This is a genomic window from Cellulomonas sp. HZM (assembly GCF_000708885.1).
GTDB lineage: Bacteria > Actinomycetota > Actinomycetes > Actinomycetales > Cellulomonadaceae > Cellulomonas.
Genome location: NZ_JEOE01000002.1, coordinates 14,564 through 32,415, shown reverse-complemented (window position 1 = coordinate 32,415; position 17,852 = coordinate 14,564). Strand labels below are relative to the sequence as shown.

General features: G+C 74.0%; 16 protein-coding genes and 1 pseudogene. 5 read left to right on the top strand and 12 right to left on the bottom strand.

The features are described 5' to 3' along the window. Positions 1–20: 20 nt before the first annotated feature. From AW16_RS18935 to AW16_RS0101970, 6 genes and pseudogenes are all read right to left on the bottom strand, one after another. On the bottom strand, positions 21–413 hold the full coding sequence (locus AW16_RS18935; protein WP_369794748.1) for an alpha/beta fold hydrolase: 393 nt from the start codon (positions 411–413) through the stop codon (positions 21–23). 85 nt (positions 414–498) lie between these two features. Continuing rightward, positions 499–843, bottom strand: a pseudogene (locus AW16_RS18930) (alpha/beta fold hydrolase); the annotation flags it as partial. A gap of 22 nt (positions 844–865) precedes the next feature. Further along, positions 866–1,765 (bottom strand): aminoglycoside phosphotransferase family protein, encoded by a 900-nt coding sequence (locus AW16_RS0101985; protein ID WP_029287732.1) that lies wholly within the window; start codon positions 1,763–1,765, stop codon positions 866–868. After that, positions 1,762–2,472: a CoA pyrophosphatase gene (locus AW16_RS0101980; RefSeq protein WP_051681583.1), complete on the bottom strand. Its 711-nt coding sequence runs from the start codon at positions 2,470–2,472 to the stop codon at positions 1,762–1,764. The genes AW16_RS0101985 and AW16_RS0101980 overlap by 4 nt, the downstream gene beginning before the upstream one ends. Further along, positions 2,469–3,158, bottom strand: a complete 690-nt coding sequence (locus tag AW16_RS0101975) for a type 1 glutamine amidotransferase (RefSeq protein ID WP_029287728.1) — start codon at positions 3,156–3,158, stop codon at positions 2,469–2,471. The genes AW16_RS0101980 and AW16_RS0101975 overlap by 4 nt, the downstream gene beginning before the upstream one ends. A gap of 5 nt (positions 3,159–3,163) precedes the next feature. Then, the gene (locus AW16_RS0101970; protein ID WP_029287726.1) at positions 3,164–4,618 is read right to left on the bottom strand and encodes a GuaB1 family IMP dehydrogenase-related protein; all 1,455 of its coding nucleotides are present in this window, start codon (positions 4,616–4,618) and stop codon (positions 3,164–3,166) included. A gap of 84 nt (positions 4,619–4,702) precedes the next feature. On the opposite strand from AW16_RS0101970, the gene AW16_RS0101965 reads away from it, so the two are divergent. From AW16_RS0101965 to AW16_RS0101945, 5 genes are all read left to right on the top strand, one after another. Then, positions 4,703–5,296 carry a DUF4126 domain-containing protein gene (locus AW16_RS0101965; protein WP_029287724.1) on the top strand — a complete coding sequence of 198 codons (594 nt, stop codon included), beginning with the start codon at positions 4,703–4,705 and terminating at the stop codon, positions 5,294–5,296. A 138-nt stretch (positions 5,297–5,434) separates the two neighbouring features. Then, positions 5,435–7,315, top strand: a complete 1,881-nt coding sequence (gene dxs, locus AW16_RS0101960) for a 1-deoxy-D-xylulose-5-phosphate synthase (protein WP_029287722.1) — start codon at positions 5,435–5,437, stop codon at positions 7,313–7,315. Between the two features lie 85 nt (positions 7,316–7,400). Then, entirely contained in the window at positions 7,401–9,677 is a 2,277-nt protein-coding gene (pflB, locus tag AW16_RS0101955) for a formate C-acetyltransferase (protein WP_029287720.1), read from the top strand. A gap of 47 nt (positions 9,678–9,724) precedes the next feature. Continuing rightward, a complete protein-coding gene (gene pflA, locus AW16_RS0101950; protein WP_029287718.1) occupies positions 9,725–10,615 on the top strand; it encodes a pyruvate formate-lyase-activating protein in 891 nt (296 codons plus the stop codon). Between the two features lie 69 nt (positions 10,616–10,684). After that, the gene (locus AW16_RS0101945; RefSeq protein WP_029287716.1) at positions 10,685–11,026 is read left to right on the top strand and encodes a hypothetical protein; all 342 of its coding nucleotides are present in this window, start codon (positions 10,685–10,687) and stop codon (positions 11,024–11,026) included. Here the strand turns inward: AW16_RS0101945 and AW16_RS0101940 are convergent. From AW16_RS0101940 to AW16_RS0101915, 6 genes are all read right to left on the bottom strand, one after another. Then, positions 11,013–11,666, bottom strand: coding sequence for a maleylpyruvate isomerase N-terminal domain-containing protein (locus AW16_RS0101940; protein WP_034648014.1), 654 nt, complete (start codon positions 11,664–11,666; stop codon positions 11,013–11,015). The two genes, AW16_RS0101945 and AW16_RS0101940, sit on opposite strands and share 14 nt — an antisense overlap. Before the next feature lie 101 nt (positions 11,667–11,767). Further along, on the bottom strand, positions 11,768–13,900 hold the full coding sequence (locus AW16_RS0101935; protein ID WP_029287713.1) for a 3-hydroxyacyl-CoA dehydrogenase NAD-binding domain-containing protein: 2,133 nt from the start codon (positions 13,898–13,900) through the stop codon (positions 11,768–11,770). Beyond that, positions 13,897–15,120, bottom strand: a complete 1,224-nt coding sequence (locus AW16_RS0101930) for a thiolase family protein (RefSeq protein WP_029287711.1) — start codon at positions 15,118–15,120, stop codon at positions 13,897–13,899. The genes AW16_RS0101935 and AW16_RS0101930 overlap by 4 nt, the downstream gene beginning before the upstream one ends. A gap of 106 nt (positions 15,121–15,226) precedes the next feature. Further along, a complete protein-coding gene (locus AW16_RS0101925) occupies positions 15,227–16,510 on the bottom strand; it encodes a ribonuclease D (RefSeq protein WP_029287710.1) in 1,284 nt (427 codons plus the stop codon). Between the two features lie 81 nt (positions 16,511–16,591). Further along, positions 16,592–17,086 carry a LuxR C-terminal-related transcriptional regulator gene (locus tag AW16_RS18905; protein WP_304412818.1) on the bottom strand — a complete coding sequence of 165 codons (495 nt, stop codon included), beginning with the start codon at positions 17,084–17,086 and terminating at the stop codon, positions 16,592–16,594. A gap of 86 nt (positions 17,087–17,172) precedes the next feature. Next, complete coding sequence (locus AW16_RS0101915; RefSeq protein WP_029287706.1) at positions 17,173–17,757, bottom strand: DUF3000 domain-containing protein; 585 nt, start codon at positions 17,755–17,757, stop codon at positions 17,173–17,175. Positions 17,758–17,852 lie beyond the last annotated feature (95 nt).

The following is a 17,852-nucleotide window of genomic DNA, read 5'->3' as shown; positions in this document are numbered from 1 at the left end:
TCCGGCGCGTCAGCCGGGCGTCAGCGGTGAGGGAGCTCGATGCGTCCGAGTGCCTCGGGCAGGTCTCGGAGCACCGAGACGTGCCCGTCCTCGGGACGCAGCCACAGCTCGGCGTCCGGCAGCAGCTCACGCAGCCGCTCGCCGTGGCCCGGCGGGACGACGCCGTCTCGACCGCCGTGCACGAGCAGCACGGGGACCTTCACGTCGTGCAGCGCGAACCCCCCAGGGACCGGCGAACGCCACGTCGTCGTCCACCATGCCGTCGGGGCTCGCCTCGCCTGCCGACCCTGCGTCGGCGCCGAGCGTCGCCCAGTCCGTCGCGAGCGCCTCGAGATCGGCGTCGACGAACCCCGGCGGCATCCCGGGCACCGCGACGACCGCGGCGCGCGCGGCCCGTCCCCGCTGCGCGGCACGGAGCTCTTTGGACGACGCCATGCGGTCCGCCCAGTCGAACCCGTCGAGGGGTGCGAGACCCGCGAGGCACAGTGCTGCCGTGACCCGGCCAGACAGGAGCGCGGCGCACGCGAGGGCGTGCGGTCCGCCGCCCGAGGCACCCACGCTCACTGCCGCGTCGACCCCGAAGGCGTCGAGCACGGCCGCCGCGTCGGCCGCGGCGGAGGCGACGTCTCGACCCGGGCGCGGCGTCGAGCCTCCGTACGACGGGCGGCCGTAGGACACGAGTCGCAGGCCGTTCCGGCGAGCGGCGTCGAGGACCGGGGGCAGCAGGGCACCGGACTGCGGCGTCCCGTGGTGCCACAGGAGCCCGGGGGAGCCGATGGTGTCGTCGTCCGCGTGCGCGTGCAGCACGCGTCCGTCGGGCAGGACGATCGCGGTGGAGGCCATCGTCCGAGCATCGCACCTTCGGTCAGGGCTGCTGCGGGTGCGCGACCTGGTCGGCCGCGTGCCGGCCGACGGCAGCGAGCAGCGGGTACTCGTGCGGGTGCGCGAGCAGGACCGGGACGAGCGCGGCGGCCCAGGCGCGTGCCCGGACCCAGGTCGCGTCGTCCCACGCGCGCAGCTCGCGCGTACGCACGACGAACGCCTCGCGGCCGGCCGCGTCGAACGTCAGCCACGCCGTCGCGAGGTCGCTCGCGGGGTCGCCCGAGGTCAGGTCGCCGAAGTCGATCAGTCCGGTGAGCCGGCCGGGCTCCGCCAGCAGGTTGGCGGGGTGCGGGTCGCCGTGCAGCCACACCGCGGAGCCGGCGTGCCGTCGTGCTGCGAGTCCGTCCGCCCATGCGTCCCGCAGGGCGGCGGCGTGCGGGAGGTCGTCGGCGAGCCGCGCCGCGACGACGGCGTCGCGCTCGGCGAGCGGCACGCCGCGGAAGGGGTTGGCCGGGGCGTCCGGCGGCGCCGGCGTGTGGAGTGCGGCGAGCGCGACGGCGAGCTCGCCGGCCCATGTGGTGCGCTCGGCGACCGGCACCTCCGCGACGACCGTGCCCTCGACCCATCGCACGACGTGCCAGGGCCACGGGTACGACGGCCCGGGAGCGCCGGCCCTGACCGGGACCGGGATCGCGACCGGGAGCCGGGGCGCGAGCGTCGGCAGCCAGTGAGCCTCGTGCTCGAGCAGCGGCGCGGACGACGCGCGGACGGGGAACCGCAGCGCCAGTTCGTCGCCGAGCCGCCACGTGATGTTGTCCCAGCCGTTCGACCGGTCGTGCACCGGCAGGTGCGCCAGGTCGGGGTGCTGCTCCGCCACGAGCGCGCGTGCGAGGGCGACGTCGACGTCCACCTCGATCTTCGGGTGCCGGGGGAGGCCGGTCACGGCTCGACCGTCCGCCGCGTGTCCCACGGCACCGACCAGCCCACCTCGTCGAGCAGCCGGGCGAGCACGATCGCGGTGAAGCCCCACACGGTGACGTCCCCGACGACGAACGCCGGCGTGCGGACCACGGAACCGGCACGGCGGTGCTCGACGCTCGCACGGTTCGCCGGGTCGGCGAGGTCGGCGACGCCGATGCGGAAGACGTCGACGGTCTCGGCGTGGTCCACGGCTGCGACGCGCGACGGCCTGGTCCACCACGCCGGGACGGGCGTGACGAGGTGGTCGCTGACCGGCACGGGGAGCGGCGCCAGCGTGCCGAGCACCTCGACGCCCGTGATGTCGAGCCCGACCTCCTCGTTCGCCTCGCGCAGCGCGCACGCGGCGGGACCGTCGTCGGTGGGCTCGAGGCGCCCGCCGGGGAAGGCGACCTGGCCCGCGTGGTGCCCCAACGTCCCGGCACGCCGCTGCAGCAGGACGTCGAGGTCGGCGGGCACGGACGGCACAGCGCCGGGCGAGGCGTCCGACGGCGCGTCGTCGAGCCGTCCGAACAGCACGAGCACCGCGGCGGGTCTCGTGGCAGGTCCGAGCGTGATGGTGCGCGACGCGTCGAGCCGCCAGTCGACGCCGCGCGCGCACAGCTCGACGAGGTCGGCGCGTGCGTCGCGACGCGCACCCTCGCCCGTGCGCGGCGCACCGGACGCGGTCACCCGCGGGCCCGGACCTGCTCCGCGAAGCGGCGCACCAGGTCCCGCGCGGCCGGTGCAAGGTCGGGCAGGTACTTCGCCCCGTCGGCGCGGATCGCCGCGCGTTCCTCGTCCGTCAGCGCGTCGGCCATCGCCGGCGTCCCGAGCCACAGGTCGAGCATCCCGGGGTCGACCTCGGGATGGAACTGGACGCCGAGAGCGGACCCCGCGCGGAACGCCTGCACGGGTGTCGTCGCGGTCGAGGCGAGCAGCGTCGCGCCCGGCGGCAGGTCGACCGCGTCGTCGTGCCAGTGCAGCACCGTCGGACGGTCGCCGAGCGCACCCAGCACGTCGTCGTCGCCCACGACGTCGACGGGCGCGAACCCGACCTCCGTGCCGTGCCGGCGCAGCAGCCGTCCCCCGAGCGCGAGCGCGAGCAGCTGCATCCCCAGGCACACGCCGAGCACCGGGACCTCGGCGTCGACCGCGGCCGCGAGCAGCCGTCGCTCGGCGGCGAGCCCCGGCAGGTGCTCGTCGTCGGCGTCCATCGGGCCGCCCATGACGACGACGCCCGCGAGCTCGTCGAGCGCGGGGAGCACCGGGTCCGGTGTCGCCAGCACGGTCCGGACGCGCACGGGAGCGTCGAGACCGCTCGCGATCAGACCGGGCCCCTCGTGGGGGGCGTGCGTCAGGACGAGGACCGGGCGCACGCGCGTCACCAGCCGTCCGGCAGCGGGCGACCCTCTTCGTAGCCCGCAGCGGACTGGATCCCGACGTGGGCACGGTCGTGCAGCTCCTCGAGCGAGGAGGCGCCGACGTACGTCGCGGCCGAGCGCACGCCCGACGTGATGTGGTCGAGCAGGTCCTCCACGCCGGGGCGGCGCGGGTCGAGGTACATGCGCGAGGACGAGATGCCCTCCTCGTAGAGCGCCTTGCGCGCACGCTCGAAGGCGGAGCCGCCGCGCGTCCGTGCCGCGACCGCACGCGCCGAGGCCATGCCGAACGACTCCTTGTAGAGCCGCCCGTTGCCGTCGTCGTGCAGGTCGCCGGGGGACTCGTGCGTGCCGGCGAACCACGAGCCGACCATGACCTGCGAGGCGCCGGCCGCGAGGGCGAGCGCGACGTCGCGCGGGTGGCGGACCCCGCCGTCCGCCCACACGTGCCTGCCGAGGCGCCGCGCCTCGGCCGCGCACTCGAGCACCGCGGAGAACTGGGGACGGCCGACGGCCGTCATCATGCGGGTCGTGCACATCGCGCCGGGCCCGACGCCGACCTTCACGATGTCCGCGCCGGCCTCGACGAGGTCGCGCGTCCCGGCCGCGGTCACGACGTTGCCGGCGACCACGGGCACCTGCGGGTCGAGCGCGCGCACCGCGGCGAGCGCGTCGAGCATCTTGCGCTGGTGGCCGTGCGCGGTGTCCACGACGATCGTGTCGATCCCGGCCTCGAGGAGCTCGGCAGCCTTGGCCTTGACGTCGCCGTTGATGCCCACGGCCGCGGCGACCCGCAGGCGCCCCTGCGCGTCCACGGCGGGGGTGTAGATCGACGAGCGCAGCGCGCCGACCTGCGTCACGACGCCGACGAGCAGCCCGTCGCGCACGACCGGCGAGAACTTGTGGCGCGACGCGTGCAGCTGCTCGAACGCGGCCTCGAGGCCGCGAGGCCCGGCGTCCTCGAGCACGGCGAGGTCGACGGTCGTCGGGTCGGGCGTCATGACGTCCTCGACCTGCGTGAACCGGTCGACGCCCTGGCAGTCGGCCTCGGTGACGACGCCGACGGGTCGACCGTCGCGGACCACGACCGCGGCGCCGTGCGCGCGCTTGCCGATGAGGGTCAGCGCGGTGTGCACCGTGTCGTGCGGGCCGACGACGACCGCGCTCTCGACGACCGTGTGCTTCGCCTTGACGGACGCGACGACGTCGGCGACGACGTCCGCGGGGACGTCCTGCGGGATGACCGCGATCCCGCCGCGGCGTGCGACGGTCTCGGCCATCCGGCGGCCTGCGACCGCCGTCATGTTCGCGACCACGACCGGGATGGTGGTGCCGGTGCCGTCGACGGACGTGAGGTCGACGTCGAAGCGGGAGGTGACCTCGGAGCGGGACGGGACGAGGAAGACGTCGCCGTACGTGAGGTCGGAGGTGGCCTCGTGGCCGGGCAGGAAGCGCATGTGGGGTTCCCCTTTCCGCCCCATGGTAGTCGTCGGCCCGGCACCGACGCCCGCGACCGACGATCGCCCCGCTAACGTACGGACATGCTGGCGCTGCTCACGGGGACGGGCCTGTCGGCCGCTGCCGGCCTCAACGCGTACATCCCGTTCCTCGTCGTGGCGCTGCTCGCACGGTTCACCGACGTGCTCGAGCTCCCGTCGTCGATCGGCTGGCTGGGGTCCTGGTGGGCGATCGGGATCGGCACGGTGCTGCTGCTGTCCGACGTGGTGCTGGACAAGATCCCGGCCGTCGACTCGCTCAACGACGCGATCCAGACCGCGATCCGGCCCGCGATGGGCGGCGTGATGTTCGCCGCGACCTCCGCGGCGGCGGACGCCGACGGGTCCGCATGGGTGCACGACCACCCGTGGGTGTCGTTCGTCGCGGGAGTCGTCGTCGCCGGCGTCGTGCACGTCGGCAAGGCGACCGTGCGCCCGGTCGTCAACGCGACGACGTTGGGCCTCGGTGGTCCGGTGGTCTCGACCGTCGAGGACGGCACGTCGGTCGGGCTGAGCCTCGTGGCGGTGTTCGTGCCGTTGCTCGTCCTCGTCCTGCTCGTGGCGCTCGTCGTGGCGTTCGTCGTGCTGCGCCGTCGCCGACGGCGCCTGCGGGCCGCAGGACCCGGGACCGCGGCGTGAACGTCCGGGGCGGGGCGTGTGCGCGCGGTGCCGACGTGCGGGCGCGTGCACGTCGGTCGGCCTAGAGTGGGACCTCGCCCCGTCGCCGACCGGCACGTGGGCGCGCGGCGGGTCGGCCGGGACGACGAGGGGGCGGGCATGAAGCGGACGGTGCTGTCCGGGGTCCGCACCCCCGCGGACGTGCGTGCGCTGAGCCCCCGCCAGGTCGACCAGCTCGCGGGTGAGGTGCGCACGTTCCTCGTCGAGCAGGTCTCGCGCACGGGCGGCCACCTCGGCCCCAACCTCGGGGTCGTCGAGCTCACGATCGCGCTCCACCGCGTGTTCGAGTCGCCCCAGGACACGCTGGTGTTCGACACCGGCCACCAGGCCTACGTGCACAAGCTGCTCACGGGGCGGCAGGACTTCTCCGCGCTCCGCAGCCGCGACGGGCTGTCGGGCTACCCGAGCCGGGGCGAGTCGGAGCACGACGTCGTCGAGAACTCGCACGCGTCGACCGCACTGAGTTGGGCGGACGGCATCGCCAAGGCGAACGAGCTGGGCGGACGCGGCGACCGGCACGTCGTCGCGGTCATCGGCGACGGCGCGCTCACGGGCGGCATGGCCTGGGAGGCGCTCAACAACATCGCGGCCGGCCAGGACCGGCGGCTGGTCGTCGTCGTGAACGACAACGGGCGCTCCTACGCGCCGACGATCGGCGGGCTCGCGCACCACCTCGACACGCTGCGCACGACGCAGGGCTACGAGAACGTCCTCTCGTGGGGCAAGCGCACGCTCAAGCGCTCCGGCCCCCCGGGCAGGGCGGCGTACGACGCCCTGCACGGCCTGAAGAAGGGCATCAAGGACGTCGTCGCCCCCCAGGGCATGTTCGAGGACCTCGGCATCAAGTACGTCGGCCCGGTCGACGGGCACGACGAGCCGGCGGTCGAGCGTGCGCTGCGTCGAGCGCGGGCGTACGGCGGCCCCGTGATCGTGCACGTGATGACCGAGAAGGGCCGTGGCTACTCGCCCGCGGAGCAGGACGTCGCGGACCGGTTCCACGCCGTCGGCAAGATCCATCCCGAGACGGGGCTGCCGGTCGCGCCGTCGCGCTTCGGATGGACGAGCGTCTTCGCGGACGAGATCGTCCGGATCGGGCGCCGCCGTCCCGACGTCGTCGCGATCACCGCCGCGATGCTGCAGCCCGTGGGGCTCGCGCCGTTCGCCGCGGAGTTCCCCGGGCGCGTCTTCGACGTGGGGATCGCCGAGCAGCATGCCGCGACCTCCGCGGCCGGCATGGCGTTCGGCGGGCTGCACCCCGTGATGGCGGTGTACGCGACGTTCCTCAACCGCGCGTTCGACCAGGTGCTCATGGACGTCGCGCTGCACCGCGCGGGTGTCACGTTCGTGCTCGACCGGGCGGGGCTCACGGGCGACGACGGCGCGAGCCACAACGGGATGTGGGACATCGCGCTGATGTCGATCGTGCCGGGGCTGCGCCTCGCGGCGCCGCGTGACGAGGCGACGCTGCGCACCGCGCTGCGTGAGGCGGTCGACGTCGACGACGCCCCCACCGTGGTGCGCTACCCGAAGGGCGCGATCGGCGACCCGGTCCCGGCCGTGGACGAGGTCGACGGCATCGACGTCCTCGCACGGCACGACGGCGACGGGCGGAGCGTGCTCGTCGTCGGCGTCGGCGCGATGGTCCCCACCGCGCTCGAGGTGGGTGACCTGCTCGCCGCGCACGGGCTCGCCGTGACCGTCGTCGACCCGCGCTGGGTCCTGCCGGTGCCGTCCGCGCTCGTCAAGCTCGCGGGGGAGCACTCCCACGTGGTGACGATCGAGGACGGGCTCGTCGACGGGGGAGCCGGAGCGCTGCTCGGGCAACGGGCGGCGGAGGCGGGCGTGCACGTGCCGGTGCAGACGTTCGGGATCCCGCGTACGTTCCTCGAGCACGCGACGCGCGACCAGCTCGTCGGGTCCCTGCGCCTGCGTCCCGCGGACGTCGCGGCCGAGGTGCTGCGCGAGCTCGCCGAGGACTGAGCCCCGGCCGGGACCCAGGTCCCAAGACATCCCATCATTCGCTCCGTAGGTTCGAGTTGTCCGGCTCGAACGAAGGAGCGACCAGATGTCCACCACCGCGGTTCCCCCGGTGCACGCCAGCACCGACACCGACCTCCCCGCCGCCTGGAGCGGCTTCGTCACGGGCCCGTGGGTCGACCACGTCGACGTGCGCGACTTCATCCAGCGCAACTACACGCCGTACGACGGTGACGCGTCGTTCCTCGCAGGACCGACGCCCCGCACGACCGGCATCTGGGACAAGCTCTCCGCGATGTTCCCGGCCGAGCGCGCCAAGGGTGTCTACGACATCGACCAGCACACGCCGTCGACCATCACCTCGCACGCCCCCGGCTACATCGACGAGGCCAACGAGGTCATCGTCGGTCTGCAGACCGACGCTCCCCTCAAGCGCGCGATCATGCCCAACGGCGGCTACCGCATGGTGCTCAACTCGCTCGCGACCTACGGCTACGAGCCCGACGAGCAGGTCACCGAGATCTTCACGAAGTACCGCAAGACGCACAACGACGGCGTCTTCGACGTGTACCCGCCTGCCGTGCGGGCCGCGCGCAGCAGCCACATCATCACCGGCCTGCCCGACGCCTACGGCCGCGGCCGCATCATCGGCGACTACCGCCGCGTCGCCCTCTACGGCGTCGACGCGCTGATCGCCGAGAAGAAGCTCGAGCGTGCCGGGCTCGACATGGAGCGCTCGGTCGAGGACGTCATCCGGGCTCGTGAGGAGCTGGCCGAGCAGGTCCGAGCGCTGGGCGAGCTCAAGACGATGGCCGCGACCTACGGCATCGACGTCTCCGGCCCGGCCACCACCGGCCAGGAGGCCGTGCAGTGGCTCTACATGGGCTACCTCGCCGCGGTGAAGGAGCAGAACGGCGCGGCGATGTCGCTCGGCCGCACCTCCACGTTCCTCGACGTGTACCTGCAGCGCGACCTCGAGGCCGGCGCGATCACGGAGGAGCAGGCGCAGGAGATCATCGACGACTTCGTCATCAAGCTCCGGATCGTGCGCTTCCTGCGCACTCCCGAGTACGACGCCCTGTTCTCGGGCGACCCGACGTGGGTGACCGAGTCGATCGCCGGCATGGGCGAGGACGGCCGCCCGCTCGTCACGCGCACGTCGTTCCGGTACCTGCAGACGCTCTACAACCTGGGCCCGGCACCCGAGCCGAACATGACCGTGTTCTGGAGCGACCAGCTGCCCGAGGGCTTCAAGCGGTTCTGCTCGCAGGTGTCGATCGACACCTCGGCGGTCCAGTACGAGTCGGACGACCTGATCCGTGAGGCGTGGGGCGACGACGCCGCGATCGCGTGCTGCGTGTCCCCGATGCGGGTCGGCAAGCAGATGCAGTTCTTCGGTGCGCGGGTCAACCTCGCGAAGGCGCTGCTGTACGCGATCAACGGCGGACGCGACGAGGTGACCGGCAAGCAGGTCGCGCCGGTGACGGCGCCCGTCGAGGGCGAGGTCCTGGACTACGACGACGTCATGGCGAAGCTCGACACGACGATGGACTGGCTCGCCCAGACCTACGTGGACGCGCTCAACTGCGTGCACTACATGCACGACAAGTACGCGTACGAGCGCATCGAGATGGCGCTGCACGACCGCGAGGTCCTGCGCACGATGGCCTGCGGCATCGCCGGCCTGTCGGTCGTCGCCGACTCGCTGTCCGCGATCAAGCACGCGAAGGTCCGCGCGCTGCGCACGGCCGACGGCCTGGTCACCGAGTACGCGATCGAGGGCGACTTCCCCGCGTACGGCAACGACGACGACCGCGCCGACGACATCGCGGTGGCGCTCGTCCGCTCGTTCATGGAGAAGATCCGCCGGTACCCGACCTACCGCGGTGCGCTGCACACGCAGTCGGTGCTGACCATCACGTCGAACGTGGTCTACGGCAAGGCGACGGGCTCCACGCCCGACGGCCGCCGTGCGGGCGAGCCCTTCGCGCCCGGCGCCAACCCGATGAACGGGCGCGACACGCACGGCATGCTCGCCTCGGGTCTGTCGGTCGCCAAGCTCCCGTACGACCAGGCGCAGGACGGCATCTCGCTGACCTCGTCGGTGGTCCCCTCGGGACTGGGCCGCACGCGCGACGAGCAGGTGACGAACCTCGTCGGGCTGCTCGACGCGTACACGCTCTCGTCGGGCTACCACATGAACGTCAACGTCCTGAACCGCGAGACGCTCCTCGACGCGATGGAGCACCCGGAGAACTACCCGCAGCTCACCATCCGGGTGTCCGGCTACGCCGTGAACTTCGTGCGGCTGACGCGCGAGCAGCAGCTCGACGTCCTGTCGCGCACGTTCCACGGCGCGGTCTGACCGCACCACCCCGACGACACCCGCGTACCGGACCGAGGAGAACGACCATGACGACCCTGACCGACGAGCGGCAGCCCGGCGCACCCGTGGTGCCGCTCGGCATGCCGCTCGTCGGCGGGGCGCACGGGCGCGCCCACGGGCACGGCACCGCCGGTCTCGACGCCGCGGAGGCCGACGACCGCTCCGCCCGGCTCGCCGCCGTGCGGGCGGGCGAGGTCGGGTCGGTGCACTCGTGGGAGCTCGTGACGGCGGTCGACGGCCCCGGTACGCGCCTGACGATCTTCCTGGCGGGCTGCCCGCTGCGGTGCCTGTACTGCCACAACCCCGACACCATGGAGATGCGCCGGGGTACCGACGTCGCGGCCGACGAGCTGGTCGCGAAGATGCGCCGCTACGCGCCCGTCCTCAAGGCGACCGGCGGCGGGGTGACCATCTCGGGCGGCGAGCCCCTGATGCAGCCGGCCTTCGTGCGGCGGCTGCTGCGAGCGGCCAAGGAGCTGGGGCTGCACACGGCGCTCGACACGTCGGGCTTCCTCGGCACGCAGCTGTCCGACGCGATGCTGGACGACGTCGACCTCGTGCTGCTCGACGTCAAGTCCGGCCTGCCGGAGACCTACCGCCGCGTCACGGGTCGTGAGCTGCAGCCGACCATCGACTTCGCGCACCGCCTCGACTCCGCCGGGACGCGAGCCTGGATCCGCTTCGTGCTGGTGCCCGGCCTCACCGACGCACCCGAGAACGTGCAGGCGGTCGCCGACGTCGTCGCGACCCTCGGCAACGTCGACCGTGTCGAGGTGCTCCCGTTCCACCAGATGGGCCGGGACAAGTGGGCCGACCTGGGGATGCGGTACGAGCTCGAGGACACCGAGCCGCCGAGCGCCGAGCTCGTCGAGAGCGTGCGCGAGCGGATGCGGGTCACGGGGCGCACCGTCTTCTGACGTCTGGTGCGTCAGGGTCCCGGGCGCACCTGGTGCCACGGGGTGCCACGCGGGTCTAGCGTGCGGAGCATGAGCAGACACTCGCTCGTCGTCGCCGGCACGTACGTCGTGATCGTGGCGGTGCTCGCCGCCCTGGGGTGGCGCGGAGCGGAGCAGGACGTCGACCCGGCCGAGGTGGCCGCGCTGGTGCTCACGCTGCCCGCGCTCGTCGTCGGCCTGCCGTTCGTGTACGTGATCGGTTCGTCGGCCTGGAACATCACGGGCGCCGACGCCGGCGGCCCGATGTGGCCCGTGACGCTCGCCTACGCGCTGACGTTCGCCGTGATCGCCGCCGGGAACGCCGCCCTGGTGATGTGGCTCGCGTCGAGCGTGCGGCGGCGCCGAGCAGCTGCGGCCCTCAGAACGCGCTGATCGACCCCGGCGCGCGCTGCGGGCGCGTGAGGGTGCGCACGAGCGCGTCCTGGCCGTGCCGGCGCAGCGCAAGCCCCGTGAGCAGCGTGAGGACGGGCTCGAGCACGACCGGCGGGAAGTCGGGCGTCTCGACGCCGACGCTCGCCGCGAGGTCGTCCGCGTGCACCACCATCTCCATGAGACGGGTGACGAGGAAGTCGTCGGTGCTCAGCGCCCAGCCGGCCCAGGGGAGCGCCACGGTCGCGGCGGCCGCCGCGAGCGCCGGTCCGACGGCGTCCAGGGCCTGCCGTGCGGCCGAGACGGCAGCGTCCGCGCCTGCGCGTGCCTGGTCCTCGCCGCGCGTGCGCACGCCCACGTTGGCGGGGCCGTCGAGGTCCTCGACCACCCAGGCCGATCGCACGTAGTGCTGGTCGAGCGTGGTGACCTCCGCGTCCACCGGTTCGGCGCCGAGCACCTCGACCAGGCGCTGCGGCTGGTTCACGAGGTGCCACGCGAGCGCCCCGACGCTCATGCCCGCGCACGCCGACTCGTCGTCCCAGCGCGCGGCCACCTCGGGTCGGCCCAGCAGCTCGATCACGAGCGCCGTCGCCTCGACGGCGGCGGAGCGGTCGACGGACCCGGTGAGCGTGAGATCGGTCATGGCGACCATCATGCCGGTGGTCGGCCCGTCCGGGGACGACGCGACGAGAGCCGCCCACCGGGTGGTGGACGGCCCTCGTCGGGCGTGCTGTCGGCGACTGGTCAGGCGGTGGGCACGTCGGCCACACCGTCCGGCAGGAGGCGGCGGCCCAGGACGCGCTCGCTGTAGCCCGTGCGGTCCAGGTACGGCGTGATGCCGCCCAGGTGGAAGCCCCACCCGGCGCCCAGGATCATGCACAGGTCGATCTGCTGCGGGGTCGCGACGACGCCCTCGTCGAGCATGTGCCCGATCTCGACCGTGAGGGCCGTGAGCACCTCGTCGCGCACTCCGTCCTCGTCGAGCGCGACGGCGCCCTCAGCAGGGACGAAGACGTCCTGGATCGCGGGGTCCACCGGCTTCGGGAGCCCCTTGGCCGCGGCGGGCAGCACGGTCGTCGTGCCGTCCGCGACGAGCTTGCTCAGCCCGGGCGACGCGGGGAACCGGTCGCCCAGGTCCTCGCGCAGCGACGTGAGGACGTGCAGGCCGACCGCGGGGCCCACGAGGTCGAGCAGCTCGAACGGCGGCATCGGCAGGCCGAGCGGGCGCAGCGCGCGGTCCGCGACCTCCACCGGCGTGCCGTTCTCCGCGGCCTCCATGATCTTGCCGAGGAGGAGCACCAGGAGCCGGTTCACGACGAAGCCCGGGCGGTCGGCCACGAGGACGGCCGTCTTGCGCAGCTTCGAGGCGACCGCGAAGCCCGTCGCGAGCGCCTCGGCCGACGTGTGCTCGGCGTGGATGACCTCGACGAGGGGCATCGCCGCGACCGGGTTGAAGAAGTGCAGGCCGACGACGCGCTCGGGGTGCTGCAGGTGGGCCGACATCTCGGTGACCGACAGCGCGGACGTGTTCGTCGCGAGGACCGTCGTGGGGGAGACGATCGTCTCGAGCTCGGCGAACACGCGCTTCTTGAGGTCGAGCACCTCGGTCACGGCCTCGATGACGAGGTCGCACGACGCGAGGTCCTCGATCTTGGTCGTGCCCGTCACCGAGCCGAGCAGGCGCGCGGCCTTGGCCTCGGAGGTCCGTCCGGTCGCGACCAGCCGCTCCACGGTGGAGCGCACCGCGGACAGGCCGTGCTCGACGCGCTCGTCGTCCAGGTCCCGCATGACGACCGGCACGCCGAGCCGCTGCGCGAACAGCAGCGCGATCTGCGCGGCCATGAGGCCGGCGCCGACGATGCCGACGCGCGTGACCGGCTGAGCGAGCGACCGGTCGGGCGCGCCCTGCGGCTTCTTGCCGCCCGACACGAGCCCGAACGCGTACACCGACGCGCGCATCTCGTCGCTCATGATCAGGTCGGCGAGCGCCTCGTCCTCGGCCGCGAACGCGGTCGCGCGGTCGGCGTCGCGGGCTGCGGCCACCAGGTCGAGCGCGCGGTAGGGCGCCGGGCGGGAGCCGTGCACCACCGCGTCGAGGCGCTGGCGTGCACCAGCGACGTAGGCGTCCCACGTCGCGGCGTCGTCGAGCGGGCGGCGCTCGACCACGACCTCGCCGGACAGCACGCGCGCGGCCCAGCGGATGGACTCCTCGAGGAAGTCGGCCGCGTCCAGCACCACGTCGACGAGCCCGACCTCGGCCGCCTGCTGCGCGGTGTACGGCTTGTTGGTCGCCGGACGTGTGAGGATGACGTCGAGCGCCTTCTCGATCCCGACGAGACGCGGGACGAGGTACGCACCACCCCAGCCCGGCACGAGCCCGAGGCCGGTCTCGGGCAGAGCGAGCGCACGCACGTCCGCGCCGACCGTGCGGTAGTCGCAGTTGAGCGCCAGCTCGAGGCCGCCACCGAGGGCGACGCCGTTGACGAACGCGAACGTCGGCACGCCCATGTCGTGCAGGAGCTCGTAGGCCGCGTGGCCGCCCCGGCCCAGCTGGAGCGCGTCGGCGCGGTCGGTCACCGCGGCGACCTGCGTGAGGTCGGCGCCGGCGGCCAGGAAGTAGGGCTTGCCGGTGACGGCGACGGCCGCGACCTCGCCGGCGTGCGCGCGCTCGCGCACGGCCTGCAGCGCGGTGGTGAGCTCGGCGATGCCCAGGGGGCCGAACGTCGTCGGCTTGGTGTGGTCCAGGCCGTTGTCGATCGTGACGAGCGCGAGCGTGCCCGCGCCGGCGGGGAGCGTGACGTCGCGGACGAACGCGTGCGCGACGCGCTCGGCGCGCGCCGGAGACGCCTCGGTGGGCTGCGTGGTGGTGGTGCTCACTTGGCGTCTCCCTCGACGAAGTGGGGGTTCTCCCAGATGACGGTGCCGCCCTGACCCAGGCCCACGCACATCGTCGTGAGGCCGTAGCGGACCTGCGGGTTCTCCTCGAACTGGCGCGCGAGCTGCGTCATGAGGCGCACGCCCGACGACGCGAGCGGGTGCCCCGTGGCGATCGCGCCGCCGTACTGGTTGACGCGCGGGTCGTCGTCCGCGATGCCGAACGCGTCCAGGAACGCGAGCACCTGGACCGCGAAGGCCTCGTTGATCTCGAACAGGCCGATGTCGTCGATCGTGAGACCCGCACGCTCGAGCGCCTTGGTGGTCGCAGGGACCGGGCCGATGCCCATGATCTCCGGCTCCACACCCGCGTAGGCGAACGAGACGAGACGCATGCGCACGGGCAGTCCCAGCTCCTCGGCGACGTCCTCGGCCGCGAGCAGGCAGGACGCGGCGCCGTCGGTCAGGGGCGCGGCGGTGCCGGCCGTGACGCGGCCGCCGGGGCGGAACGGCGTCGGCAGGCCCGCGATCGCCTCCACGGTGGTGCCGGGGCGCGGCGGCTCGTCGGCCGTCGCGAGGCCCCAGCCGTGCTCGGGGTCGCGCAGCGCGACCGGCACGAGGTCGGGCTCGATCTTGCCTGCCGCCAGCGCGGCGGCGTACTTCTCCTGGCTCGCGACGCCGTAGCGGTCCGCGCGCTCGCGCGTCAGCGCGGGGAAGCGGTCGTGCAGGTTCTCGGCGGTGACGCCCATGTTGAGCGCGTCAGGGGCGACGAGCTGCTCGGACATGAAACGGGGGTTCGGGTCGGCGTCGAAGCCCATCGGGTGGTGCCCCATGTGCTCGACGCCACCGGCCAGCACGACGTCGGCGGCGCCCACGCCGATCTGCGCGGCGACGTTGGTGACGGCGGTCATCGCGCCCGCGCACATGCGGTCGATCGCGTAGCCGGGGACCGTGCGGGGCAGGCCGGCGAGCACGCCGACGGTGCGGCCGAGCGTCAGGCCCTGGTCGCCCTGCTGCGTCGTCGCCGCGATCGCGACCTCGTCGATGCGCGCGGGCTCGAGCTGCGGGTGGCGACGCAGCAGCTCGCGGACGGTCTTGACCGACAGGTCGTCGGCTCGGGTGCTCGCGTAGATGCCGTCCTTGCGGGCACGCCCGAACGGGGTGCGCACGCCGTCGACGAAGACGACGCTGCGGACGGTGGTGCGGGCGGATGCGGTCGGCATCGGGCCTCCAGGGACGACGGTGTCCAGCTCGGGTGCGGAGCGAGCCCTGACCGTGGCTCGCGGTGGCCGACGTTACCCGCTACCCGCGGTACTACGCCAGAGGAAGTTACTCCGGAGTAACAGCCGTGTCCTCGGGTACCGCGAAGGCCCGCGCGAGAGCGGGCGCCATGAGCCCGACCTGCCAGGCGCGCGCACCGCCCGCCGTCAGGGCGGCCGCGATCGACCCCTCGTCGAGCGCCGACGGCGGTGACCAACACAGACGCCGCAGCAGATCCGGCTGCAGGAGGTTCTCGGCCGGCACGGAGTGCTCCGCGCTCAGTGCCGTGACCGCATCGCGAGCCGCCGTGAGCCTGGCCGCCGCGGCCGGCTCCTTGTCCGCCCATGCGCGTGGCGGGGGAGGCGCGTCCGACTTGGGTCCGCGCACCGACGGGAGCTCGGCGTCGGGCAGGGCCAGGCCCGCGTCGATCGCCGCCTGCCACAGCGGCGCGCGCCGGCGCGTGCCCTTGCCGCTGAACGCGGGCAGCGCGGTGAGCTGCGCGACCGAGCGCGGGAGAGCGACCGCGGCCGCGACGATCGCGGCGTCCGGCAGCACCCGACCGGGGGAGATGTCGCGCTGGCGCGCGTTGCGGTCGCGCGTCGTCCACAGCTCGCGCACCACGGCCAGCCGGCGCGCGTCACGGATCGCGTGCAGGCCGGACACCCGGCGCCACGGCTCGACGCGGGGCGCGGGCGGCGGCGCCGTGCGCACGGCCTCGAACTCCTGCGCGGCCCACTCCGCCTTGCCCGCGACCGCGAGCCGCTCCGCGAGGACCTGGCGGACCTCGACGAGCACCTCGACGTCGAGCGCCGCGTACCGCAGCCACTCGGTGGGCAGCGGACGTGTCGACCAGTCGACGGCCGAGTGCTCCTTGGCGAGGCCCAGCCCGAGCGTGTCCGCGACGACCGCCGCCAGCCCGACGCGCTCCATGCCCAGCAGGCGCGCGGCGAGCTCGGTGTCGAACACCCGCGAGGGTCGCATGTTCTGCTCGAGCAGACCCGGCAGGTCCTGCGACGCGGCGTGCAGCACCCACTCGACGCCGACGAGCGCGTCCGAGAGCGCCGACAGGTCCGGCAGCGCGGCCGGGTCGACGAGCGCCGTGCCGGCGCCCTCACGGCGAAGCTGCACGAGGTACGAACGCTGGCCGTAGCGGTACCCCGACGCGCGCTCGGCGTCGACCGCGACGGGGCCGGTGCCCGCACCGAACGCCTCGACGACGGCCGCGAGGGCCTCGGGCGTGTCGACGACCGGGGGGATGCCGTCGGCAGGCTCGGTCAGGGGGACGACGACGGGCGCCTCGGGGGCGCCACCGTCGCCGGTGGCCGTCCCGTCCTGGGCGTCGTCGGCTCGCATGGGGCCAACGCTAGGCGAGGTCGGGGCCGACGACCGGCAGGCGTGCCGCACGCGGACGGCACGAACGACGTGGCGTTCGCCTCAGTCGAGGATCCCGCCGCGGATCGAGATCGCGACGAGCTCGGCCCGGTCGCCCGTGCCGAACTTGCGCGAGATGCGCGCGAGGTGGCTCTTGACCGTGAGGGCCGAGAGCCCCAGCTCCTCGCCGATGAGCTTGTTGCTGCGGCCGTCGGCGACGAGTCGCAGGACGCTGACCTCGCGAGCCGTGAGCTCGGGGAGGTCGGACGGCGGGACCGGCGGCGGGGGCGTGCGCACGACGCTGGGCGCCGTCGCGCTCGCGACCGCACCGCGCAGGCCGCCCGCGAGCATGACGCCCAGCTCGGCACGGCTCGCGCGACGCGTCAGGACCACGACGCGCTGGTTGCCACGGCGGCGCAGGTTCGCGACGAGCGCCGAGCCGTCGCCGTCGGCGACCTCGGCCACCACGACGCACATCTGGTGGCCGGCCGGACGCTGGGCGGGGCGCGCGACGCCGGGGTGGCGCGCGGTCTCGGTACGCAGCGGCTCGACGGTCATAGCACGCTCATCGGCAGCAGGGATGCGCCACTTGAGCGAATCTTCGCAGCGCGCCGACCCGTGCGGGGTCCGGCACGGGTCGGTGCTCAGCGCAGCGGCGAGATGGGCACGACGCCGTCGGGCAGCGGCGGCAGGCCCGCCGCGGTGCACAGCAGCGTGGTCCACGCCCGCAGGTGGGGCGCGAGGTCCTCGTCGGACGCGGTCCACGAGCTGCGGATCTCGAGCTCGGTCTGCTCCTCGCGCACGTCGAGCGCGCCGAAGCTCTGCGACAGCACGCGCGTCACGGTGCCACCCGCGGCGAGCGGGTCGAGATCGGCGGAGGCGAGCGCGTCGGTGAACCAGCTCCACGCCACCTCGGCGAGCAGCGGGTCGTCGCCCACCTCGGGCTCGAGCGTCGCCCGCACGAGCGTCACGAGCCGGAAGGAGCCCTCCCAGGCCTCGTGACCCGCGGGGTCGTAGAGCACGACGAACCGGCCTGACGCGAGCTCGGCAGCGGAGACGGAACGACGTTCCGAGCGCACCTCGGCCGTGAGCGCGGCGGAGAACGGTGCGATGCGCGCGGGTCCGGGCACCTCGTCGAGCACGACCTCCGGGCGCACGTGCACCGAGCGCAGCGAACGCAGCGAGCGGACGAACTCGGCAGGCACGTCCTGCGAACCGGCGGGGGTCACGGTCGCAGGTTAGGGCGCGAGGGCGTCGTCTTGCGGTGCGGCACGCCGCATCCGGCACGGCGCCCGCGCACTACGCTGGTCGGGCACCCATCACC